The organism is Citrobacter sp. RHBSTW-00881, from assembly GCF_013728515.1.
Classification (GTDB): Bacteria; Pseudomonadota; Gammaproteobacteria; order Enterobacterales; family Enterobacteriaceae; genus Citrobacter; species Citrobacter braakii.
In genome coordinates this window covers 2492370-2515393 of the sequence record NZ_CP056269.1, presented here as the reverse complement: position 1 = coordinate 2515393, position 23024 = coordinate 2492370, and the positions used below count along the sequence as shown (strand labels likewise).

The following is a 23024-nucleotide window of genomic DNA, read 5'->3' as shown; positions in this document are numbered from 1 at the left end:
CGTCGGCAATATTCTCAAAGCAGGAGTTATGTCATGAGTAAACTGTTCGATCGCTTTCGCTACTTTAAACAAAAGGGCGATACGTTTGCCGATGGGCACGGGCAAGTGATGCACACCAACCGGGACTGGGAAGACAGCTATCGTCAGCGCTGGCAGTTCGACAAAATTGTGCGTTCTACCCACGGCGTTAACTGTACCGGCTCATGCAGTTGGAAAATCTACGTCAAAAACGGACTGGTGACCTGGGAAACGCAGCAAACCGACTACCCGCGTACCCGCCCTGACCTGCCAAATCATGAACCCCGTGGCTGCCCGCGCGGTGCCAGCTACTCCTGGTATCTTTACAGCGCCAACCGTCTGAAATATCCCCTGGTGCGTAAACGTCTGATCGAACTGTGGCGCGACGCCCTGTCCCGCCAGCCCGATCCGGTGCTGGCCTGGGAATCCATTATGAACGACCCGCAAAAATGCCAGAGCTACAAACAGGTACGCGGGCGCGGTGGTTTTATCCGTTCCAACTGGAAAGAGCTTAATCAGCTCATTGCTGCCGCCAACGTCTGGACGGTGAAAACCTATGGCCCGGATCGCGTGGCCGGGTTCTCCCCGATCCCTGCTATGTCGATGGTCTCCTATGCCGCAGGCACACGTTATCTTTCGCTACTGGGCGGAACCTGCCTGAGCTTCTATGACTGGTACTGCGATTTACCGCCTGCATCACCGATGACCTGGGGCGAACAGACCGATGTTCCAGAATCCGCCGACTGGTATAACTCCAGCTACATCATCGCCTGGGGGTCAAACGTGCCGCAGACCCGTACCCCGGATGCGCACTTTTTTACTGAAGTACGCTACAAAGGCACCAAGACGATTGCCATTACGCCGGATTACTCGGAAGTCGCCAAACTGTGCGACCAGTGGCTGGCCCCCAAGCAAGGGACAGACAGCGCGTTGGCGATGGCGATGGGCCACGTGATTCTGAAAGAATTCCACCTCGACAATCCAAGCGATTACTTCATCAATTACTGTCGTCGCTATACCGATATGCCGATGCTGGTTTTGCTGGATGCCCGGGAAGATGGCAGCTACGTGCCAGGGCGCATGATGCGCGCCTCAGACCTTGTCGATGGTCTGGGCGAAAGTAACAATCCGGAGTGGAAAACCGTGGCCTTTAACACTGCTGGCGAACTGGTGGTCCCGAACGGGTCTATCGGTTTTCGCTGGGGCGAGAAAGGTAAATGGAACCTGGAGCCACTGGCGGCTGGCGCTGAAACAGAACTTTCCCTCTCGTTGCTCGGTCAGCATGATGAAGTGACCGGCGTGGCATTCCCCTACTTTGGCGGCAACGAAAACCCACATTTTCGCAGCGTGAAACAGGAACCCGTGCTGATTCGTCAACTGCCGGTAAAACATCTTACCCTCGCCGATGGCAGCCGTTGCCCGGTGGTAAGCGTTTATGATCTGGTGCTGGCGAATTACGGCCTCGACCGTGGTCTGGATGACGCTCATAGCGCGCAAGATTACAGCGAAGTGAAAGCCTACACCCCGGCCTGGGGAGAGCAAATTACTGGAGTCCCTCGCCGTCATATCGAACAAATCGCCCGTGAGTTTGCCGATACGGCGCACAAAACCCATGGCCGTTCGATGATTATCCTCGGGGCTGGCGTCAACCACTGGTATCACATGGATATGAACTACCGTGGAATGATTAACATCCTCGTGTTCTGCGGTTGTGTGGGACAAAGCGGCGGCGGCTGGGCGCACTATGTGGGTCAGGAGAAACTGCGTCCGCAAACTGGCTGGTTGCCGCTGGCCTTTGCGCTGGACTGGAACCGCCCACCGCGTCAGATGAACAGCACCTCGTTTTTCTACAATCACTCCAGCCAGTGGCGTTATGAAAAACTCACCGCTCAGGAACTCCTCTCTCCGCTAGCCGACGCGTCGAAGTTTAGCGGACATTTGATCGACTTTAACGTGCGGGCAGAAAGAATGGGCTGGCTGCCGTCCGCGCCGCAGCTCAACCTCAACCCTCTGACCGTCAAAGCAAAGGCAGAACAAGCGGGAGTGTCGCCTGCACAATACACTGCACAGGCGCTGAAATCGGGTGAAATTCGTTTTGCCTGCGAGCAGCCGGATAGTGGTAACAACCATCCGCGTAATCTCTTCGTCTGGCGCTCTAACCTGCTCGGCTCCTCCGGTAAAGGGCATGAATACATGCTCAAGTATCTGCTGGGTACCGAAAGCGGGATCCAGGGGGAAGCGCTCGGTTCAAGCGAAGGTATTAAACCTGAAGAGGTGGAATGGCAGTCCGCGGCGATAGAGGGCAAGCTTGATCTGCTGGTAACGCTCGATTTCCGTATGTCGAGTACCTGCCTGTTCTCCGATGTCGTTTTGCCGACCGCCACCTGGTATGAAAAAGACGATATGAACACCTCGGATATGCATCCGTTTATTCACCCGCTGTCGGCGGCGGTCGATCCTGCGTGGGAATCGAAGAGCGACTGGGAAATTTATAAAGGCATCGCCAAAGTCTTCTCTGAGGTTTGCGTCGGGCACCTTGGGCAAGAAACGGATGTGGTATTGCAGCCGCTGCAACACGACTCCCCGGCAGAGCTGGCGCAGCCGTTTGACATTCAGGACTGGCGTAAAGGCGAATGCGATCTCCTCCCGGGGAAAACGGCGCCCAATATTGCCGTCGTGGAACGTGACTATCCCGCCACCTACGAACGCTTCACTTCGCTCGGTCCGCTAATGGACAAGCTCGGTAACGGCGGGAAAGGTATTACGTGGAATACCCAGACGGAGGTCGATTTCCTCGGCAAGCTGAACTACACCAAACGCGAAGGTCCGGCGAAAGGCCGACCACTGATAGACACCGCGCTGGACGCGTCTGAGGTGATCCTCGCCCTGGCACCGGAAACGAACGGTCAGGTGGCGGTGAAAGCCTGGGAAGCGCTGGGAGCGATGACCGGACGCGACCATACGCATCTGGCGTTGAACAAAGAAGACGAGAAAATCCGTTTTCGCGATATTCAGGCGCAGCCGCGCAAAATCATCTCCAGCCCCACCTGGTCCGGGCTGGAAAGTGAACATGTCTCCTATAACGCAGGCTATACCAACGTCCACGAGCTGATCCCGTGGCGCACCCTGTCCGGTCGCCAACAGTTGTACCAGGATCACGCGTGGATGCGAGCGTTTGGTGAAAGTCTGGTGGCATATCGTCCGCCTATCGATACCCGTAGCGTCAGCAATATGCGCGAAGTTCCGCCTAACGGCTTCCCGGAAAAAGCGCTCAACTTCCTGACTCCGCATCAGAAATGGGGGATCCACTCTACCTACAGCGAAAACCTGCTGATGCTGACGCTGTCGCGCGGCGGCCCCATTGTCTGGATCAGTGAGACCGATGCTAAAGAGCTGGGCATTGAGGATAACGACTGGATTGAAGCCTTTAACGCCAACGGCGCGCTCACCGCGCGGGCTGTGGTGAGTCAGCGCGTGCCGCCGGGTATGACCATGATGTATCACGCTCAGGAGCGAATCATGAATATCCCTGGCTCGGAAGTCACCGGTATGCGCGGCGGGATCCATAACTCAGTCACCCGCGTCTGCCCGAAACCCACGCACATGATCGGCGGCTATGCGCAACTGGCATACAGCTTCAACTATTACGGCACGGTCGGCTCTAACCGCGATGAGTTCATCATGATTAGAAAAATGAAAAATATTAACTGGCTGGATGATGAAGGTCGCGATCAGGTACAGGAGGCGAAAAAATGAAAATACGCTCACAGGTAGGCATGGTTCTTAATCTGGATAAGTGCATCGGCTGCCACACCTGCTCCGTCACCTGTAAAAACGTCTGGACCGGGCGCGAAGGGATGGAATATGCGTGGTTTAACAACGTTGAGACCAAGCCAGGCATTGGCTATCCGAAAAACTGGGAAGATCAGGAAGAGTGGCAAGGCGGCTGGGTTCGCGATGTTAACGGGAAGATAAGGCCGCGCCTGGGCGGCAAGATGGGCGTTATCACCAAAATTTTTGCTAACCCGGTGATCCCGCAAATCGATGATTATTACGAACCCTTTACCTACGATTATCAGCATCTGCATAGCGCGCCGGAAAGCAAGAATCAGCCCACCGCACGTCCGCGTTCGCTGATAGATGGCAAACGGATGGACAAGATTATCTGGGGCCCTAACTGGGAAGAGTTGCTCGGCGGTGAGTTCTCAAAACGTGCCCGCGACCGTAACTTTGAGAAAATGCAAAAGGAGATGTACGGGCAATTCGAAAACACCTTCATGATGTATTTACCGCGCTTGTGCGAACACTGCCTGAACCCAAGCTGTGTCGCCACCTGCCCGAGCGGTGCCATCTATAAGCGTGAAGAAGACGGCATCGTATTGATCGACCAGGATAAATGTCGCGGCTGGCGCTTGTGCATCAGCGGTTGTCCGTACAAAAAAATCTACTTTAACTGGAAGAGCGGTAAATCAGAGAAGTGCATTTTCTGCTACCCGCGTATTGAGTCCGGCCAGCCGACGGTATGTTCGGAAACCTGCGTGGGACGCATCCGCTATCTTGGCGTATTGCTGTATGACGCCGACCGCATCGAAGAAGCAGCCAGCACCGAGCATGAGACCGATCTCTACGAGCGTCAGTGCGATGTGTTCCTCAATCCACACGACCCGGCGGTCATTGAAGAGGCGTTAAAACAAGGTATTCCGCACAACGTCATCGAAGCGGCCCAACGTTCGCCCGTTTACAAGATGGCGATGGACTGGAAGCTGGCGCTGCCGCTGCACCCGGAATACCGCACCCTGCCGATGGTCTGGTATGTACCGCCGTTGTCGCCGATTCAGTCGGTCGCTGACGCGGGGGGACTGCCGCACAATGGCAACATTCTGCCAGCGGTTGAATCACTGCGAATTCCGGTTCAGTACCTTGCCAACATGCTTAGCGCGGGCGATACCGGTCCGGTGCTGCGGGCGCTAAAACGAATGATGGCTATGCGCCATTATATGCGTTCGCAAACCGTAGAAGGCGTTACGGACACCCGCGCGATTGAGGAAGTGGGTCTGACCGTTGAGCAGGTTGAAGAGATGTATCGCTATCTGGCCATCGCCAACTATGAAGACCGCTTCGTGATCCCGACCAGCCACCGTGAAATGGCGCGTGATGCGTTCCCGGAGAAAAACGGTTGCGGATTTACCTTTGGCGACGGCTGCCATGGCTCAGATACCAAATTCAACCTGTTTAACAGCAGTCGCATTGACGCCATCGACATCACCGAAGTGCGCGATAAAGCGGAGGGTGAATAATGCAAATCCTGAAGGTTATCGGCCTGCTGATGGAATATCCCGACGAGTTGCTGTGGGAGTGTAAAGACGAGGCGCTGGCGCTTGTGGCCAGCGATGCCCCAATGCTTACCGAATTTAGCCAGGGGCTGCTCAATGCGCCATTACTGGATAAACAAGCCGAATGGTGTGAGATATTTGACCGGGGCCGGGCCACCTCTCTGCTGCTGTTTGAGCACGTGCACGCCGAGTCTCGCGATCGGGGCCAGGCGATGGTTGATCTGTTGTCTCAGTACGAAAAGGTCGGACTGCAGCTCGACTGCCGCGAACTGCCGGATCATCTGCCGCTGTATCTGGAGTACTTAAGCGTGTTGCCGGAAGCGGAGGCCAAAGAAGGATTGCAGAACGTCGCACCGATTCTGGCGCTGCTGGGTGGGCGTTTGAAACAGCGTGATACGCCGTGGTATCAACTGTTTGACGCCCTGCTACTGCTTGCCGGAAGCCCTCTTTCAAGTGACAGTGTCACTAAACAGGTCGGCACGGAAACCCGCGACGATACCCGACAGGCGCTGGATGCCGTCTGGGAAGAGGAACAGGTGAAGTTTATCGAGGATAACGCCACCGCCTGTGACAGTTCACCGTTACAAAACTATCAACGACGCTTTAGCCAGGACGTGGCACCTCAGTATGTCGACGTCAGCGCGGGAGGCCCGAAATGATACAGTACCTGAACGTCTTTTTTTACGATATCTACCCGTACCTGTGCGGCACGGTGTTTATCCTCGGCAGTTGGCTACGCTATGACTACGGGCAATACACCTGGCGGGCCTCTTCCAGCCAGATGCTGGACAAACGCGGCATGGTGTTATGGTCAAACCTGTTCCACATCGGCATTCTGGGGATCTTTTTCGGGCACCTGTTTGGCATGTTAACCCCGCACTGGATGTATGCCTGGTTCCTGCCGATTGCGGTGAAGCAGCAGATGGCGATGATCGCCGGTGGGCTCTGTGGCGTGCTGACGCTGGTCGGTGGCGCTGGCTTGCTGGTACGTCGTTTGACCAATCCGCGCATTCGTGCAACCTCCTCCACTGCCGATATCCTGATCCTCTGCGTTCTGCTGATTCAGTGTATCCTCGGCTTAACCACCATCCCATTCTCTGCGCAGCATCCCGACGGCAGTGAAATGCTGAAACTGGTAGGTTGGGCGCAGTCGGTGGTGACCTTCCAGGGCGGCGCGTCTGCGCATCTGGATGGCGTGGCGTTGATTTTCCGTGTGCATCTGGTTCTGGGGATGACTATCTTCCTGCTGTTCCCGTTCACGCGCCTGGTTCACGTGTGGAGCGCGCCGTTTGAGTACTTTACCCGCCGCTATCAAATAGTGCGTTCACGCCGATAAATCCGCATTGAAATGTCGGGTGACGACACGCCTTATCCGGCCTACAACCAGGCACCGTAGGCCGGATAAGATAGCGATCATCGCCATCCGGCATTTTGCACGTTATGATGCTTCTCCATTCCAGGGAGAACGTTAATGAAACCACAGGTTTACCACGTCGATGCCTTTACCTCGGTACCCTTTCGCGGCAATTCAGCAGGCGTGGTTTTGCATGCTGACGGACTGAGCGAAGCGCAGATGCAACTCATTGCTCGCGAGCTGCGTCATTCGGAAACCGCTTTCCTGCTGACCAGCGACGACAGCGATGTTCGCATCCGCTATTTCACGCCGACGGTAGAAGTTCCTATCTGTGGGCATGCTACCGTCGCTGCACATTATGTGCGGGCAAACGTGCTTGGCTTGGGCAACAGTACAGTCTGGCAAACCTCGCTGGCTGGTCGTCATCGGGTGGATATCGAAGCTACCGGGAATGACTATCGTATTAGCCTTGAACAAGGCGTACCCGGATTTGAACCTCCGCTGGAAGGGGTTATTCGTAGTGCGATTATCGAGGCCCTACACCTGAGCGAAGACGATATGCTGGCAGGCTTGCCGATTCAGGTTGCTACCACCGGGCATTCGAAAGTGATGATTCCGCTCAAGCCCGAGGTGGACCTCGACGCCCTTTCCCCTGATTTGCAGGCTCTGACAGCCATCAGCCAACAAATTGGCTGTAACGGCTTCTTTCCTTTTCAAATCCGCCCGGGCGAAAACGCCACCGATGGCCGCATGTTTTCGCCTGCGATTGGGATTGTGGAAGACCCGGTTACCGGTAATGCCAACGGTCCAATGGGCGCGTGGTTGGTTCACCATGGGCTGATGGCACATGATGGGAAAACGTTACGTGTTCAGGGACATCAGGGCCGTGCGCTCGGGCGCGACGGTATTGTTGATGTGACGGTGACTATCCGTGATAACCAGCCAGAAAAAGTCACCATTACCGGTTCGGCGGTGATCCTGTTTCACGCAGAATGGGCGATAGATTTTTAATTGTTCCCGTAGGCCGGATAAGGCGATTACGCCAATCCGGCACTAATCCCGATGCCCCTATTTCCCCGCGTCCGGATGCGTATCAAACGCCGCCATTACCGTCGCCAGCTCATCCTGGGTAAACCCATGCTTCACGTCATCCACGCCCAGGCCAAACCGCTCCTGCAACAAGGCATACAGACTGGGAACGTCAGGTAGATTAATCTGTTCTACCGCGTGTCCATCCTGATAATGGGTGAAATGAAAATTGGTTAACGTTAATTTCCCGCCGTCGGGCAGATGACGACACATCAACAGATGATGGCGAAAATGCGATTGCGGCCAGTGAGCGGACCAGAAGTTGCCTATCAGATAATCGCTCTGATGCTGTACGACCAGGTCGAAACGGTACATTGATTGCCAGTGTTCGTGATGACGGAACTGCAGGATCCAGTCTTCACCTTCCTGAATCAGCCGATATTCGCCGTGTGGTGTCTTCTGCTCAATGTTCGCCTGCAGACGAATCGGTGCCGTCAGCGTTTGCCCGCCGAAGCCAACGTCGGCGATCCACTGCTCTCCCTGCAACTCAACCAGCAACAGACGATGCGTGCGCGGTGGCAGGCTTGACGGGTTCGCCAGTACCACACGTCCGAGCAGACTGCGTACGGTAAAACCGATTTCGCGTAGCGCTCGCTCAAATACTCCGTTCTGTTCAAAACAATAGCCGCCGCGACGCGCCGTCACCAGCTTCTCTTCCAAAGACAAATCGTCAAGCTGCATCTCTCTTGGAAGCAATACATCCAGGTTTTCAAAAGGTATGGCGGCGTTGTGCAGTAAATGCAGCGCCCGTAAGGTTTCAATGTTGACCCTGGCCAAATCTGACCAGCCAATACGGGCAAAATAAGCGGTTAAAAAAGGCGTCATACGGAGTTCCTGTTCGATTAATGCAGTACTTATAGCGCATTTTTAATTTTGCGCCGTCGATTTTGTGCGTTGTTCCTCCAGACGAGGCGACAAAATCGCTAATACCGTTAATATCTATGTTTATTGTGGTGTGTTATCTCTCAGCCAAGGAGCATCCATGAGCCATTTTCGTCCGATCGAATTAAAACATGCCAGTCGGTTGCTAAATCACGGCCCAACGATATTAATCACCAGCCGGGATGAGCATACCGAGCGGCGAAATGTGATGGCTGCCGCGTGGTCAATGCCCGTGGAGTTTGAACCACCGCGGATCGCGATTGTTGTCGACAAGACCGCCTGGTCACGTGAGCTCATTGAACGTAGCGGCAAATTCGGCATCGTTATTCCGGGCGTTGCCGCCACCAACTGGACCTGGGCCGTAGGCAGCGTTTCCGGTCGTGTGGAAGATAAATTCAACTGCTACGGCATTCCCGTGGTGCAAGGACCGGTACTGGGTTTACCGCTGATTGAAGCAAAATGTCTGGCCTGGATGGAGTGTCGCCTGTTGCCTGCCACTGCGGCACAGGAAAAATATGACACGCTGTTTGGTGAAGTGGTCTCGGCTGCCGCTGATGAGCGAGCCTTCGTGGAAGGACGCTGGCAGTTTGATGATGGCAAGCTCAATACCCTGCATCATCTTGGGGCCGGAACGTTTGTCACCAGTGGAAAACTCATAACAGCAGCTGAATAATGGCACGACAAAACGGGCGGAAAATCCGCCCGTTTTGTCTTACATGCTGTAGCCGGGTTTTTTAATCAACCTGGCCATCTGCGGCGCAATCTCCACATCCCACACGCCCTGCCACGCCTCGGGCTCAATTTCATTAAGCGCCACGCTCACTGAACTGTCTTTGCTTTGCAAATGACGAATAATGACGTCGGTAATATCCGCCGCCAGCGCGGATTTTTGTTCGTCGTTAATATCGCGAGGAAAACATTTGATATCGACGTGCGGCATAGCAGATTCCTTATTGTTTTGGGATGCAGTTAACTTATGCGGATTCTCGTTCCACCAGGTGAAATCCAACATCAATAATATCGTCTTCACGCGGAATTTGTTCGATACGATCGGCAAGCAAAGAGGCGGCGCGTTGTCCAATAGCCCGTCTGTCGACGCTGACGGTGGTGATGGCAGGTCGGTTACTGGCGGCAAAGTCGAGATCGCCAAAACCGATTACCGCTAATTCCTGCGGCACGCGTAGACCACGGCTTTCGGCTTCCATGATCGCCCCTTGGGCTAACGTATCTGAGCTACAGACGATGACATCAAACGCGCGTTCAGCCAATAGCTGTGCCAACCCGCTACGCCCCAATGCCAGAGAGGCAGGAAGCGGGACATCCACCTGTGCACCAGCCGCAATACCATGACGACTCAGCGCATCGCACAGTCCTTGTTTACGCTGGCCTGCCCGGCGATCGGCGGTCCATAGCAAACCAGGACGGCGATACCCTTTGTCCAGCAAATAGTCTGCTACCGCCTGCCCGACTTTTTCATGCGAAAACCCCACCAGCATATCGATGGGCGTTGGCGTTAAATCCCATATTTCCACGACCGGGATGGCCGCATTAAGAATCACCTTTTTCAGCTCGGCGGTATGATGGATACCGGTGAGCACTACACCATCCGGGCGACGAGAAAGCAGCGTCGCCACCAGCTCAGCCTCTGTTTGCGGCGTATAACCCGACACGCAGAGCAAGATGTGGTATCCGCGTTCAGCCAGTTCATCGCTTAATGACTGGATGGTATCGACAAACATATTGTTGTTAATTTGTGGGACAACCACAGCGATAAGCTTACTGCGACGCGACGCCAGCCCCCCGGCCAGCGCGTTGGGAATATAGCCAGTGGCGCGTACCGCCTGCATCACTTTCTCTACTGTTCTCGGGCGCACCAGTTGCGGGGTATTCAACGCCCTGCTCACCGTCATGGGCGACAATCCCGCGGTACGGGCAACATCTTCCAGCGTGGGTGCGCGCGGAGGTCTGGGATTTTTCACTGTCGATGCCCTTGTCAAAAATAGCTGATTTATCCTGGCATTATTCATCATGATTTCGGCTATTGCCAGCGCCCCTCTACGATAACGCTGAGAAAACAGCAGCTTAGTTAATTAGCGCCATCTGAAATGATAGCGCCATCATAATGACTTGTGCATTTACCCATAAAGTATTGGAATGTGATGCTGTTTACAAGTTACTGCCCTTTTGTCTCAGTATTTGTGAGCGATTGTTCAAAACGCATTCAATTCGCTGGCGCAATGATTGCGCTAATACTAAAAATGTTAGCGCAATCATTTATTATCACCAGGAGAGATTAAAATGTCATTAAGTGCGAATTCCGATGCCGTAACGTATGCCAAATCAGCCAATGCAAAAACCGCGGCTGAAACCGGCGACCGTATCGAGTGGGTTAAGCTGTCCCTGGCTTTCCTTCCTCTGGCAACACCCGTGAGCGATGCCAAAGTGCTGACCGGTCGCCAGAAACCCCTAACCGAAGTTGCCATTATTATCGCGGAGATCCGCAGTCGCGACGGGTTTGAAGGCGTTGGATTTAGTTACTCCAAACGGGCTGGCGGCCAGGGAATCTATGCCCATGCCAAAGAAATTGCCGATAACCTGTTAGGCGAAGATCCAAACGATATCGACAAGATCTACACCAAGCTGCTGTGGGCTGGCGCTTCCGTAGGGCGCAGCGGCATGGCGGTTCAGGCTATCTCCCCTATCGATATCGCCTTGTGGGATATGAAGGCCAAGCGTGCAGGGTTGCCGCTGGCAAAACTATTGGGTGCACACCGGGACTCCGTGCAGTGTTACAACACCTCCGGCGGATTCCTGCATACGCCGCTGGATCAGGTGCTCAAAAACGTCGTTATTTCCCGTGAAAACGGCATTGGCGGCATCAAACTCAAGGTTGGTCAGCCAAACTGCGCCGAGGATATTCGCCGCTTAACCGCGGTGCGTGAAGCGCTGGGCGATGACTTCCCGCTGATGGTCGATGCCAATCAGCAGTGGGACCGAGAAACCGCCATTCGTATGGGACGAAAAATGGAGCAGTTCAATCTGATCTGGATTGAAGAGCCGCTGGATGCCTACGATGTGGAAGGTCACGCCCAACTGGCCGCCGCGCTTGATACCCCGATTGCTACCGGTGAAATGCTGACCAGTTTCCGCGAACATGAACAGCTGATCCTCGGTAATGCCAGTGATTTTGTGCAGCCCGATGCACCGCGTGTGGGGGGAATTTCACCGTTTCTGAAAATTATGGACCTGGCGGCGAAACACGGTCGCAAACTGGCTCCGCACTTTGCCATGGAAGTTCACCTGCATCTGTCCGCCGCTTACCCGCTTGAGCCATGGCTGGAACATTTCGAATGGCTGAACCCGTTATTTAATGAACAGCTTGAGCTGCGCGATGGGCGTATGTGGGTTTCCGACCGTCACGGCCTGGGGTTCAGCATCAGCGAGCAGACACGTCGCTGGACGCAATTAACCTGCGAGTTTGGTAAACGTCCTTAATTTATTTGGCGGGTAAGTAATACCCGCACTCTTCCCTACAGAAACGCTCTCAACCTTATGAAAGGAGTGGGTGATGAACACAATAATAAAGCGCACAAAAGTGCGTTACGGTATTTTGATATTTCTGTTTCTTGCCACCGTATTTAATTACGCCGATCGCGCGACGTTATCCGTCGTGGCTCCGATTATGAGCAAAGAATTAGGTTTTGATCCTGAAGCAATGGGACTGGCCTTTTCTGCCTTCGGTATTTCTTATGTCATTATGCAATTGCCTGGCGGCTGGCTACTTGATCGCTACGGTTCTCGTCTGGTATACGGCTGCGCCCTGATTGGCTGGTCGCTGGTGACCATGTTTCAGGGCACCATTTATCTGTATGCCAGTCCACTTGTGGTATTGATTATCTTACGTTTACTGATGGGTGCCATTGAGGCTCCGGCCTTTCCTGCCAACAGCCGATTAAGCGTGCAGTGGTTTCCTAATAACGAACGAGGATTTGTCACCTCAGTTTACCAGGCCGCGCAATATATCTCGTTAGGGGTAATTACACCGTTAATGACGATTATTTTGCATAATCTCAGCTGGCACTTTGTTTTTTATTACATTGGGGCGATTGGCGTTATTCTTGGCATCTTCTGGCTGGTAAAAGTCAGAGATCCTATGCATCATCCGAAGGTAAACCAGCAGGAAATTGACTATATCCGGGAAGGCGGTGGCGAACCGTCGCTGGGAAATAAAAAAGAGCCACAGAAGATTACCTTTGCGCAAATAAAAAGCGTCTGCGTCAACCGCATGATGATTGGCGTTTACATCGGGCAGTTCTGCGTGACGTCAATCACCTGGTTCTTCCTGACCTGGTTTCCTACCTATCTGTATCAGGCTAAAGGAATGTCGATCCTTAAAGTGGGTTTTGTCGCCAGTATTCCTGCTATTGCCGGTTTTATCGGTGGATTGTTAGGGGGCGTTTTTTCAGACTGGCTATTAAAACGCGGCTACAGCCTGACGGTTGCTCGTAAGCTACCCGTTATCTGCGGAATGTTACTTTCCTGTGTCATCGTTATCGCTAACTACACCTCGTCAGAATTTGTGGTTATCGCGGCGATGAGTCTGGCATTTTTCGCCAAAGGCTTTGGCAATCTGGGATGGTGCGTACTTAGCGATACTTCACCAAAAGAAGTGCTCGGCATTGCTGGCGGCGTATTCAATATGTGCGGCAATATGGCGAGTATTATCACGCCGCTGGTGATTGGCGTCATTCTGGCGAATACCCAGTCATTCGATTACGCCATTCTGTACGTCGGTTCGATGGGGCTGATTGGCCTGATTTCTTATCTGTTTATCGTGGGGCCACTGGATCGTATTACGCTGAGCCCGTCCGTCGCGTAATGTAAGCTTATGGCGATAGTTCGCCCGCTGTTCCGGGATTTGCACTCCTGCGGAACAGCGTTTTTTTGTTTAAATAATCTTATTATTTTTCAGTACAGTACGCAGTCGCGGGTGCTGGCAAACCGCGTCGGCGATAGCGCTGATATTGGGCGTGTTGTCCTGAAACCAGTCATGCCCCGGCCCCCACGTACGCATAACGGCAATATAAACGTCCAGCAGTGTTAGCTGATCGCCAAACGCGTACGGCTCAGCGCTTAGCTGGTCGTTCAGCCACATATAAAGCGATTTGCGGTACTCAATACAGTTCTTTTTCAACTGCGCCGCGGCGTCTGGTACCCAGCGTTGTGGATAATCGGCATAGGTAAACGTTGGATAGACATTTGCCACCAGCCATATCAACAGACGCTGAAACTGCTGGCGCTCAGCGTGCCCAACGGGTGGCGCAAGTTCAGGACAACGATCGAGGATCATCAGGGCGATCGCCGCCGTTTCCGTCATCACGTTACCATTTTCCAGTATCAGTGTGGGCACCTGGCACAACGGATTCATTTTTTTAAGCAACTCCCGCGAAGGCCCGTCGCGGTCAAAACCATCTACATCAATAAAGCTGTAAGGGATCTCCGCCAGTGTGAGCATCACTTCACTGATGGCCGATCCCCAGCCCGGCACCCCATAGACCTTAATCATGCTGCAACCCCCCAAAGTTAAAACCCTAAGTGTAGAGCAGCATTCGTCAGTCTATGCAGACCAGCCTATCTTTCCCTGCAAGTTCACAGCACTTTCGACAAGAACTGCTGGGTGCGCGTGTGGCGTGGATGATTCAGCACCTGCTCGCTGCTGCCCTGCTCGACAATTTTGCCATCGACCATAAACACCACCTGATCCGCCACTTCCCGGGCGAACCCAATCTCATGCGTCACCACAACCAGCGTGGTTCCCGACTGCGCCAGTGCTTTGATGACATCCAGAACTTCGCCTACCAGTTCAGGATCCAGCGCTGAAGTGGGTTCATCAAACAGCATAACGCGTGGATTTAGCGCCAGCGCACGGGCTATAGCGATACGCTGCTGCTGACCGCCGGAGAGATGACGCGACCAGGCATCGGCTTTATTACGCAGGCCAACGGCATCAAGCAGAGTTAATGCCCGCTCGGTGGCGGCTTTACGCGATGCCAGACCGTGCGCAATGGGCGCTTCAATCAAATTCTCCAGCACTGTTAAGTGCGGAAACAGATTAAAATTCTGGAACACATAGCCGACGTTAACGCGCTGGCGCAAAATTTCCGCCTCTTTCAGCTCATACAGCTTGTCTCCCTGCCGACGATAACCAATGTAATCGCCATCGATTTGAATAAACCCTTCATCGACGCGCTCCAGATGGTTGATCGTCCGCAAGAGTGTGGATTTCCCTGAACCGGACGGGCCAAGAATAACCGTTACCGTTCCGGGAGGGATCTCCAGCGACACATTATCCAGCGCTTTGTGGCGACCGAAGTATTTGCTGACGCCGGTAATGGAAATATGGCCTTCAGGCGAGTGGGACATGGACGGCCTCCTGCTGCGGACGTTGACGGTTGCGTTTTTCTGCACGGCTCACCCGGGCGGTATTGATTGCTGAACGTCGCTCGCTGCGGGCCAGCGCGCGTTCGACCAGGTGCTGAATTAACGACAGGACGCTGGTGATCACCAGATACCACACCGCACCCACCATCAACAGCGGGATCACTTCCTGCGTGCGGTTGTAGATCATCTGGATGGTGTAGAACAGCTCAGGCATTGCCAGCACGTATACCATCGCCGTCCCTTTCGCCAGACTGATGATTTCATTGAAGCCAGCAGGCAAAATAGTACGCAGCGCCTGCGGCAGAATAATCCGCAGCGTACGTCGCCATGCGGGTAAGCCCAGCGCTGCCGCTGCCTCGTACTGGCCATGGTCAACCCCTAAAAATCCACCACGAATAATTTCAGCGGTATAGGCGCTTTGCACCAGCGTCAGGCCAACCACCGCGGTGGAAAACTGGCCGAGCACATTGATGGTCTCAAAACTGCCCCATTGAATGGGAGTAAACGGAATACCAATCGCCAGCGTGTCGTACAAATAGGAGAAGTTGTACAAAACGATGAGCACCACAATCAGCGGTAACGAACGAAACAGCCAGATGTATCCCCATGCCAGACCGTTCAGTAGCCAGGAAGATGAAAGCCGTGCCAGCGCCAGCAGACCACCGATGATAATACTCAACAGCGTACCGATAAGCGTCAGTAGCAGAGTTTGCCCAAGGCCGGACAAGATAACCGGATCAAAGAACCAACGGGCAAACACGCCCCATTCCCAGCGCGGATTAAACGCCACGGACTGGATAATCACCGCAAGGACAAACAAGGCAATGACTGCTCCTGCGGTGCGCATCGGATAGCGCGCCGGTACGACTTTAATACTCTCCGTCGTTTTCATTTTCTCTCCTCAGGCTATTCTGGCCTGACCGGCGATGGTCAACAGTTTGGTAAAGCGCAGCCGGCCATCAAACGGTGGCAGGCTGTACTCTTCGGGATCGCGCGCTGTATCAAATTGCGGATCGTAGCCCTGGCTTAAATAAAGTCGCACGGCCTCTGGCTGGCGAAATCCCGTGGTCAGATAAATCCGGCTGTAGCCCGCCAGCAGCGCCCTGCGTTCCAGCTCCTGCACCACGCGCGCCGCCAGTCCCTGCTGACGCAGGCTGCTTTTCGTCCAGATGCGCTTAATCTCGGCGGTGTCTTTGTCGTAAGGTTTGTAGGCCCCGGTGGCGATAATCTCGCCGCTGCGCTCCAGTACCACGAAAAGTCCCTGCGGTGCCAGATACCATTCGGTCAGCTCCACTTCAGCGTCGCGAGAAAAATAATCGCCATAGCGGGCGGCATATTCACCGAACAGACCGTTCAAAATTGGCTGCAGCTCGCTGGCTTCAGGTGAGACCACGCGAAATTGATCGCTCACGATGACCTCCTTAGTCGCCTAAACCGGCCGGGTTGATTTCAGATTGCGGAATACGTTCCACCCCTTCTCCCCAGCGGTTCAGCACCTTGTCATAGTCGCCGTTGCCAATTACGCCGTTGAGGGCGGTTTGTACCGGCAGAACCAGACCGCTGTCCTTTTTCAGCGTCACAGCGATGTGTGCCGCTTTTGGCCAACCGCCATCAACGCTGCCCACCCGTTGCGTTTTACCGTTGAGTGCAGCTTTCCACGCGCCGATAACGTTAGGACCGAAGTAAGCATCGGCGCGGCCTGACTGCAGAGCCAGGGTTTGCGCGGCATCATCTTTGGTATACACCGGCGTAAACGGCTGCAACCCTTTCTTCACGTTCTCATCGTTCCAGGCGAGCAGGATGGCTTCCTGATTTGTCCCCGAACCGACGATGATGCGCAGACCGGCGATATCTTCTGCCTGCTCGATTTTCTTCAGCTTACTGCCGGTTTTGACATAGAAGCCAAGGGAGTCCTTACGATACGTCGCGAAATCGAATTTCTCTTTGCGGGCTTTGGTGACGGTAATATTGCTGATCGCGGCATCATATTTGCCGGACGTGACGCCCAGCGGCCAGTCTTCCCATGACGTGGGCACGACGTTGAGTTCCAGCCCCAGACTATCAGCCACCAGACGAGCGATGTCCGCCTCGCTGCCGATCAGTGTCTTATTGTCATCGGCAAAGACGGTCAGCGGCGGCTGGCTTAACCCGGCAATCGCCACGGTGAATTTACCCGGTACGGCCAGGTGCAGGTTCGCGGGCAACTGCGCAATCGCCTGCGGATTTTTTGCCGTATTGATTGGCGTTTTATTGGCTTCCAGGCTTACGCCCGTACCGTTAATAGTCACATCATTTGCCCAGACGTTAGCGCTGAAAGCCAGTGACAGCGCGAGGAAGACTGATTTTTTCTGCATAGCGTTTTTCTCTTATTGTGTGAATTGGTTTGCAGGTGTCGCGAGTCCCAGGCTTGCGCGCAGGGTCGTACCGGGATATTCATGGCGGAACAGGCCACGCGCCTGAAGCACGGGGACAACCTGTTCGACAAAACGCGGGAAGGTATCTGGCGTTCCACCCTGGATGATAAAACCGTCTGCGGCTTTTTCGTCGAACCACTGCTGAAGACCATCGGCAACCTGTTGCGGCGTACCGCTGAAACGTGGGCGTGGACTGGCCGCTTCCAGAGCAACCTGGCGTAGCGTTAAGCCACGCTCACGCGCGTTGCGTTTGATCTCATCAGTCGTACTGCGAAAGCTGTTTTGTCCAAGGGAACCCAGATCCGGGAACGGTGCGTCCAGTGGATATTGGGCGAAATCATGATGTTCAAAGTAGCGGCCCAGGTAGTTCAGCGCGTCGGTAATAGAGACCAGCGCAGCGGTAGTCTGATACTGCTGCTCAACATCCTCAGCGCTGTCGCCAACAATCACGCTGACGCCCTGGAATATATGCAGTTGTTCGGGATGTCGCCCGGCGTAGGCCAACTGGCTTTTTACATCCTGATAGAACTCTTTGGCCTCCGCCAGCGACTCCTGATGGGTAAAAATAGCATCGGCATGCTGCGCCGCTAATTTCTTACCATCCTGTGAAGCGCCCGCCTGGAATATAATCGGACGGCCTTGTGGCGTGCGCCCAATATTTAACGGCCCTGCGACCTGAAAATAATCTCCATGATGGTTAAGCGTGTGCAGTTTTTGCGGATTAAAAAACTCTCCGCTTGCCTTATTACGGGTAAAAGCATCATCTTCCCAGGAATCCCACAGTCCTTTCACCACCTGTAAATATTCATCGGCGATACGATAACGCAAGGCATGTTCTGGATGCTGGGCACGGGAATAGTTCTTTGCCGAACCCTCCAGAGGTGACGTGACCACGTTCCATCCGGCTCGCCCCTGGCTGAGATGATCAAGGCTGGCGAACTGCCGTGCGGTAGTAAACGGCTCGCTGTATGACGTGGATACCGTGCCAACCAATCCCAGATTTTGGGTAATGCTGGCCAAAGCAGATAATACCGTCAGCGGCTCAAAGCGATTTAAAAAGTGTGGAATTGATTTTTCATTAATATACAGACCATCGGCGACAAAAATAAAATCCAGCTTCCCTTTTTCCGCAATAAGCGCCGTCTCTTTGACAAAATCAAAATTAATACTGGCATCGGCCTGTGCCGCCGGATGACGCCATGCGGACATATTTCCCGCTGCGCCATGCAGAATAGTGCCGAGCCGTAGTTGCCGATTTTCAGCCATAATAACCCCTACCCAACAGGTAAACTTAAAGATGTGCGAATGCCGTTTTTGCTAACTGTGCAAAGTAATGCGCGGCAGGTTCAATTAAACGTTCGTCCGGATTGAAGCCCGGGTGATGTAATCCGTATTCACTGGCGCTGCCAATACTGACAAATGCCCCAGGCGTATTTTGCAGATAGACAGCAAAATCCTCGCCGCCCATATGCAGGTCGGCATGATGGGTGGTGTAGCCTGATTGTTTCGCCACGGCGGTGGCGATATCGGCCCAACGTGCATCGTTTACCAACGCGGTCGGCCCTGCATGCCAGATAACGTCGATTTGTGCGCCAAAGGCGTGGGCAAAACCGGCGGCGATGTCATTAACCCGTGCTTTAACCTGCTGCTGCACCGAAGTCCGGTGCGTTCTGAGCGTCCCTTCCAGCTCAACGGATTCTGGCAACACATTCCATGTATTTCCTCCCTGAATACGGGTCACGCTAAGCACCACTGAATCCAGTGTGTTAACGTCGCGACTGGCAACGCTTTGCAACACCGTGACCAGTTGGCTGGCGAGCAGGATGGCATCTCTGCCTTCATGCGGACGCGCCGCATGTGCGCCCTTGCCATTAATACGCAGCACGAAGCGATCGACGTTGGCGTAGAACGCGCCGCCGCGTGTGGCAAATTCCCCCACCGGTAAACCTGGCTCATTGTGCATGCCAAAAATAGCCGCAACGTTGTGCAGCGCACCGGCGCGGATCAGCGTTTTTGCGCCACCGAAACTCTCTTCAGCGGGCTGAAACAAAATACGTACGCGCCCCGGTAAGTGTGTTTCCTGTTGTTTAAGCAGCAGCGCGGCGCCCAGCATGACGCTGGTGTGAACGTCATGTCCGCAGGCATGCATCACTCCCGGTGTGAGGGAGCGAAACGGCACATCGGCGCTTTCTTCTATCGGTAGAGCATCGATATCCGCTCGCAGCGCGATGACATCTTCTCCCTGCCCGATTTCCACGACCAGACCGGTTTTCAGGTCGAACGGCAAAATCTCGACGTCCGCTGCGTGCAGCCAGGCGTGAATGCGCGCCGTCGTTGCCGCCTCTTGCAGGGAAAGTTCCGGGTGCTGGTGTAATTCACGACGCCAGTTGATAAGCGTTGAGGCCAGAGTCATCAGAGCACCTCCACGGCGTTATGGGCTTGCGCCAACAACCGCAGCGATGTCAGACGCGCGTGACCTTCCGCCACTGGCGTGTCGATAATGAACTCCTCAATGCCAAATTGCGTATGCAGGGCATTCAGCTTTGCCATCACCTCCTGAGCCGTGCCGTGTAACAACGCCTGCTCACGACGCGCGATTTTGCGTGGCGGACTGCCGGCCTGCGCGGCGAATGCCAGCGCCTGCTCTTCGCTGGCTACCGTGACACGTTGACCATTCTCCAGCTCCACGCCCCAGATTTGCACGTTTTCCGCAAGCTGCGCGGCGGTATCGCTACTGTCAGCCACAATCACCTGGACGGCAACTATCGTCGGACGTGCGCTGTGGGTCTGCCAGAAGGACAAAACGTCACGCAATAACGCGCGGTCACCGTTGAGGTGTGCCGCGAAGATAAAATGCCAATTAAATTGCGCTGCTAACTGTGCGCTTTGCACACTGGCTCCCAGGACAAATCCTTCCGGCGGTATCGGTGGGATTGGCGTCGGAAATACCGTTTCCCCACTTTCCGTGCCGCTCAGCGTCAGCCAGTCGTTAAGCTGGGAAAGTTGGTCGGCAAAACTGCCTTTTTCATCCTGATGCACTCCTTGCTGTAGTGCCCGAGTCGACAGTGGTAAGCCGCCAGGGGCTTTCCCTACGCCGAGATCGACACGCCCGGGTGCCAGCGAGGCCAGAAGATTGAAGTTTTCCGCCACTTTGTACGGGCTGTAATGTTGCAGCATCACGCCACCGGAGCCAACGCGAATACGCTGGGTTTGCCCGAGGATCCAGGCAATCACCAGCTCCGGTGATGGGCTGGCCAGCTGTGGCGTATTATGGTGTTCCGCGATCCAGAAACGATGGTATCCCCACTCTTCTGCCTGCTGCGCCAGACGCAACGTCCGGGCAAGCGCCATCGCGGCGGTTTCACCTTCCCCGAGGGGGCTTTTATCCAGAATACTCAGGCGATATGACATGTTACGGGCCTATGCTTGTTAACATGTCATTATTATTAAATTATCAGATAACCATGCAGAAACATTTAATTCACATTTGCTCAGCTAAAAAGTAGATAACCAGCCCTGACGCTGTCAGGGTTAAAATTCGGATTGCCTTGTACTGGTCGGAACACGAAACTGAAAACACGCGGAATGTATGGCCTACAAAATATAATAGGGTCGTTGGTCTCACGGGAATAACATCCAAATCATTTCATGCCAGTTTTCTTTTTGCGAAAACGTTTTTTAACGCGATTTACGTTAAGTCAGGTTAAATGACTTAAAACGTTATGCGGTTGTATAAAATGTTTCAGTTTTATGACCCTGAATGAATATTCCACAGAGATTTTTTAATTTAAACACTTCCACAGAAATGATTATTAGTAGAGAATGCAGCGTTTCTTATTAAAACGGTTTAAAACGGCTTTTTAATATTCCTCCCGATTTTATTGCGGGGATTTTTGTATGGATTATACATATCATTATGGGGCCTCTATGAAAAGTAACATGCCCGTTACACAAATTGAGCACGCACTTAACGACAAAGCGACGCTGCTTTCAACGACGGATAAAGAAAGTCATATTACCTACGCTAACTCTGCTTTTATCGATGCCAGCGGATTTAACGAAGATCAATTAATGGGCGAAGCGCATAATATTATTCGCCATCCTGACATGCCTCCCGCTGCATTCGCCGATATGTGGTACACGCTACAGCAGGGAGACAGCTGGACGGGTATGGTGAAAAACCGCCGCCAAAATGGTGACCATTACTGGGTTCGCGCCAACGTTACGCCGGTCTGGCACAATGAAAAACTCACCGGTTACATCTCTGTGCGTACCGTTCCTTCGCGTGATGAAATAACTCACAGCGAAAGTTTATACCAAAAAATGAATAGTCAGCAGTTTAAAGGCTTTCGACTTTTTAAAGGGATTATCATTCGTCGCGGCTTATTGGCATGGACTTCCATGTTTAAATGGCTGAATATCAGCCAGCGCGTCAATTATTCTTTAGGGGTGACGGCCCTGCTCGCTTTGCTATTTATCTTCGCCCCGTTTAATCCATTTATTCAGTCGGGTGGCTTGCTGGTGTTATTTCTGGCGCTGGCTATTTACCTTAAGTATCAAATTTGTCAGCCAGTTAATACGCTTCTGACGCAAATGAAGAAAGTGGTGTCCGGACGTAAACCTGATAACTGTCATTTAAATCGGGTGGATGAGATCGGAATGCTAATGCGACTGGTTAATCAGTCCGGGCTTAATCTGAATTCTCTGGTCGATGACGTCAGTACGCAAATTTCCGGTATTCGCGCTATCAGTCAGCGGGTGTCAAAAGAAGGTACGGCGCTGCACCAGCGTTCAGAAGAAACCTCTGCCGACCTGCAACAAACCGCTGCGGCCATTGAAGAAATTGGTAGCGCGGTACAACAAACCGCTGAGACGGCGGCACATACCATGACCATGGCCGATAAAACCAGCGCCAACGCTGCAGAAGGCGGCGATATCATGAAACAAACTATCGCCATGATGCAGGCGATATCGCGTGACAACGGGCAGATCGTTGACATCATTGGCGTGATCGACAGCATCGCCTTTCAGACCAATATTCTGGCGCTTAATGCCGCGGTTGAGGCCGCGCGAGCCGGGGAATCCGGGCGTGGCTTCGCCGTTGTTGCGGCAGAAGTCCGCAATCTGGCCCAACACTCGGCGTCTGCGGCAAAAGAGATCAAACAGCTTATTGAGAAGAACGTCGCCAATGTTAATAGCGGCGTCAAAATGGTGGAACAAACGGAAACGCATCTCACCGGGATGATTGGGGATGTACTGCAGATGTCGATGATGATCAAAGACATTAGTCTGGCCACGCGTGAGCAAACCCAGGCTTTGGATCTGATTAACGATTCAATTTCACGCGTTGGCACCATGACACACAATAATGCCGAGATGGTGGAGCGCGTCACCGACGCCACCGCCGATCTGACCCAGCGTTCATCACGCTTACAGCAGGCCGTTCAGGTCTTTGGCGTATCGGCATAACGTTACGGCGCTTATTGGGTGAAT

General features: G+C 53.7%; 18 protein-coding genes and 1 pseudogene. 9 read left to right on the top strand and 10 right to left on the bottom strand.

Translation table 11 applies throughout. The features are described 5' to 3' along the window. Positions 1 to 33 precede the first annotated feature (33 nt). The 5 genes from HV311_RS11995 to HV311_RS11975 all read left to right on the top strand — a co-directional run bounded on the left by HV311_RS11995 (position 34) and on the right by HV311_RS11975 (position 7716). A complete protein-coding gene (locus HV311_RS11995) occupies positions 34 to 3774 on the top strand; it encodes a nitrate reductase subunit alpha (RefSeq protein ID WP_103283814.1) in 3741 nt (1246 codons plus the stop codon). Beyond that, the gene (gene narH, locus HV311_RS11990) at positions 3771 to 5315 is read left to right on the top strand and encodes a nitrate reductase subunit beta (protein WP_016156550.1); all 1545 of its coding nucleotides are present in this window, start codon (positions 3771 to 3773) and stop codon (positions 5313 to 5315) included. Before HV311_RS11995 ends, narH begins: the two co-directional genes overlap by 4 nt. Then, positions 5315 to 6010: a nitrate reductase molybdenum cofactor assembly chaperone gene (gene narW / locus HV311_RS11985; protein WP_137366990.1), complete on the top strand. Its 696-nt coding sequence runs from the start codon at positions 5315 to 5317 to the stop codon at positions 6008 to 6010. The genes narH and narW overlap by 1 nt, the downstream gene beginning before the upstream one ends. Next, positions 6007 to 6687 carry a respiratory nitrate reductase subunit gamma gene (narI, locus tag HV311_RS11980; RefSeq protein WP_003833047.1) on the top strand — a complete coding sequence of 227 codons (681 nt, stop codon included), beginning with the start codon at positions 6007 to 6009 and terminating at the stop codon, positions 6685 to 6687. The genes narW and narI overlap by 4 nt, the downstream gene beginning before the upstream one ends. Before the next feature lie 135 nt (positions 6688 to 6822). Further along, the gene (locus HV311_RS11975; protein ID WP_016153118.1) at positions 6823 to 7716 is read left to right on the top strand and encodes a PhzF family isomerase; all 894 of its coding nucleotides are present in this window, start codon (positions 6823 to 6825) and stop codon (positions 7714 to 7716) included. A 57-nt stretch (positions 7717 to 7773) separates the two neighbouring features. Here HV311_RS11975 and nhoA read toward each other — a convergent pair whose 3' ends face one another. Next, complete coding sequence (nhoA, locus tag HV311_RS11970) at positions 7774 to 8619, bottom strand: N-hydroxyarylamine O-acetyltransferase (protein ID WP_185654618.1); 846 nt, start codon at positions 8617 to 8619, stop codon at positions 7774 to 7776. Between the two features lie 157 nt (positions 8620 to 8776). On the opposite strand from nhoA, the gene HV311_RS11965 reads away from it, so the two are divergent. Beyond that, the gene (locus HV311_RS11965; RefSeq protein WP_191221130.1) at positions 8777 to 9349 is read left to right on the top strand and encodes a flavin reductase family protein; all 573 of its coding nucleotides are present in this window, start codon (positions 8777 to 8779) and stop codon (positions 9347 to 9349) included. Between the two features lie 39 nt (positions 9350 to 9388). On the opposite strand, the gene pptA is transcribed toward HV311_RS11965, so the two are convergent. Both pptA and HV311_RS11955 read right to left on the bottom strand, forming a co-directional pair. Further along, entirely contained in the window at positions 9389 to 9616 is a 228-nt protein-coding gene (pptA, locus tag HV311_RS11960; protein ID WP_191221129.1) for a tautomerase PptA, read from the bottom strand. 34 nt (positions 9617 to 9650) lie between these two features. Continuing rightward, positions 9651 to 10703: a LacI family DNA-binding transcriptional regulator gene (locus tag HV311_RS11955; protein WP_442780721.1), complete on the bottom strand. Its 1053-nt coding sequence runs from the start codon at positions 10701 to 10703 to the stop codon at positions 9651 to 9653. 271 nt (positions 10704 to 10974) lie between these two features. On the opposite strand from HV311_RS11955, the gene HV311_RS11950 reads away from it, so the two are divergent. Together HV311_RS11950 and HV311_RS11945 are read left to right on the top strand one after the other, a co-directional pair. Next, complete coding sequence (locus HV311_RS11950) at positions 10975 to 12171, top strand: L-talarate/galactarate dehydratase (protein WP_016153126.1); 1197 nt, start codon at positions 10975 to 10977, stop codon at positions 12169 to 12171. A gap of 73 nt (positions 12172 to 12244) precedes the next feature. Next, on the top strand, positions 12245 to 13555 hold the full coding sequence (locus tag HV311_RS11945) for an MFS transporter (protein ID WP_016156557.1): 1311 nt from the start codon (positions 12245 to 12247) through the stop codon (positions 13553 to 13555). Between the two features lie 69 nt (positions 13556 to 13624). Here HV311_RS11945 and HV311_RS11940 read toward each other — a convergent pair whose 3' ends face one another. The 7 genes and pseudogenes from HV311_RS11940 to HV311_RS11905 all read right to left on the bottom strand — a co-directional run bounded on the left by HV311_RS11940 (position 13625) and on the right by HV311_RS11905 (position 20942). Next, positions 13625 to 14242, bottom strand: a complete 618-nt coding sequence (locus HV311_RS11940) for a glutathione S-transferase family protein (RefSeq protein WP_016153128.1) — start codon at positions 14240 to 14242, stop codon at positions 13625 to 13627. 83 nt (positions 14243 to 14325) lie between these two features. Further along, entirely contained in the window at positions 14326 to 15099 is a 774-nt protein-coding gene (locus tag HV311_RS11935) for an amino acid ABC transporter ATP-binding protein (protein WP_016153129.1), read from the bottom strand. Further along, entirely contained in the window at positions 15083 to 16009 is a 927-nt protein-coding gene (locus tag HV311_RS11930) for an amino acid ABC transporter permease (protein ID WP_016153130.1), read from the bottom strand. Before HV311_RS11930 ends, HV311_RS11935 begins: the two co-directional genes overlap by 17 nt. A 9-nt stretch (positions 16010 to 16018) precedes the next feature. Next, a complete protein-coding gene (locus tag HV311_RS11925; protein ID WP_016153131.1) occupies positions 16019 to 16528 on the bottom strand; it encodes a GNAT family N-acetyltransferase in 510 nt (169 codons plus the stop codon). A 10-nt stretch (positions 16529 to 16538) separates the two neighbouring features. Beyond that, positions 16539 to 18797, bottom strand: a pseudogene (locus tag HV311_RS28035) (NtaA/DmoA family FMN-dependent monooxygenase). A 25-nt stretch (positions 18798 to 18822) separates the two neighbouring features. Next, complete coding sequence (locus HV311_RS11910; protein ID WP_191221128.1) at positions 18823 to 19944, bottom strand: amidohydrolase; 1122 nt, start codon at positions 19942 to 19944, stop codon at positions 18823 to 18825. Then, complete coding sequence (locus tag HV311_RS11905; RefSeq protein WP_016156560.1) at positions 19944 to 20942, bottom strand: MsnO8 family LLM class oxidoreductase; 999 nt, start codon at positions 20940 to 20942, stop codon at positions 19944 to 19946. The genes HV311_RS11910 and HV311_RS11905 overlap by 1 nt, the downstream gene beginning before the upstream one ends. Before the next feature lie 516 nt (positions 20943 to 21458). Here HV311_RS11905 and HV311_RS11900 point away from each other — a divergent pair. Next, on the top strand, positions 21459 to 23000 hold the full coding sequence (locus HV311_RS11900) for a methyl-accepting chemotaxis protein (protein ID WP_053389793.1): 1542 nt from the start codon (positions 21459 to 21461) through the stop codon (positions 22998 to 23000). Positions 23001 to 23024 lie beyond the last annotated feature (24 nt).

Excerpts from the sequence above, each read along its gene's own strand:
- HV311_RS11945 (WP_016156557.1), top strand. The coding sequence starts at position 12,245 with ATGAACACAATAATAAAGCGCACAAAAGTGCGTTACGGTATTTTGATA.
- HV311_RS11935 (WP_016153129.1), bottom strand. The coding sequence starts at position 15,099 with ATGTCCCACTCGCCTGAAGGCCATATTTCCATTACCGGCGTCAGCAAA.
- narH (WP_016156550.1), top strand. The coding sequence starts at position 3,771 with ATGAAAATACGCTCACAGGTAGGCATGGTTCTTAATCTGGATAAGTGC.
- HV311_RS11910 (WP_191221128.1), bottom strand. The coding sequence starts at position 19,944 with ATGACTCTGGCCTCAACGCTTATCAACTGGCGTCGTGAATTACACCAG.
- HV311_RS11975 (WP_016153118.1), top strand. The coding sequence starts at position 6,823 with ATGAAACCACAGGTTTACCACGTCGATGCCTTTACCTCGGTACCCTTT.
- narI (WP_003833047.1), top strand. The coding sequence starts at position 6,007 with ATGATACAGTACCTGAACGTCTTTTTTTACGATATCTACCCGTACCTG.
- pptA (WP_191221129.1), bottom strand. The coding sequence starts at position 9,616 with ATGCCGCACGTCGATATCAAATGTTTTCCTCGCGATATTAACGACGAA.
- HV311_RS11950 (WP_016153126.1), top strand. The coding sequence starts at position 10,975 with ATGTCATTAAGTGCGAATTCCGATGCCGTAACGTATGCCAAATCAGCC.
- HV311_RS11905 (WP_016156560.1), bottom strand. The coding sequence starts at position 20,942 with ATGTCATATCGCCTGAGTATTCTGGATAAAAGCCCCCTCGGGGAAGGT.
- HV311_RS11955 (WP_442780721.1), bottom strand. The coding sequence starts at position 10,703 with ATGAATAATGCCAGGATAAATCAGCTATTTTTGACAAGGGCATCGACA.
- HV311_RS11930 (WP_016153130.1), bottom strand. The coding sequence starts at position 16,009 with ATGAAAACGACGGAGAGTATTAAAGTCGTACCGGCGCGCTATCCGATG.
- HV311_RS11965 (WP_191221130.1), top strand. The coding sequence starts at position 8,777 with ATGAGCCATTTTCGTCCGATCGAATTAAAACATGCCAGTCGGTTGCTA.
- narW (WP_137366990.1), top strand. The coding sequence starts at position 5,315 with ATGCAAATCCTGAAGGTTATCGGCCTGCTGATGGAATATCCCGACGAG.
- HV311_RS11940 (WP_016153128.1), bottom strand. The coding sequence starts at position 14,242 with ATGATTAAGGTCTATGGGGTGCCGGGCTGGGGATCGGCCATCAGTGAA.
- HV311_RS11900 (WP_053389793.1), top strand. The coding sequence starts at position 21,459 with ATGAAAAGTAACATGCCCGTTACACAAATTGAGCACGCACTTAACGAC.
- nhoA (WP_185654618.1), bottom strand. The coding sequence starts at position 8,619 with ATGACGCCTTTTTTAACCGCTTATTTTGCCCGTATTGGCTGGTCAGAT.
- HV311_RS11995 (WP_103283814.1), top strand. The coding sequence starts at position 34 with ATGAGTAAACTGTTCGATCGCTTTCGCTACTTTAAACAAAAGGGCGAT.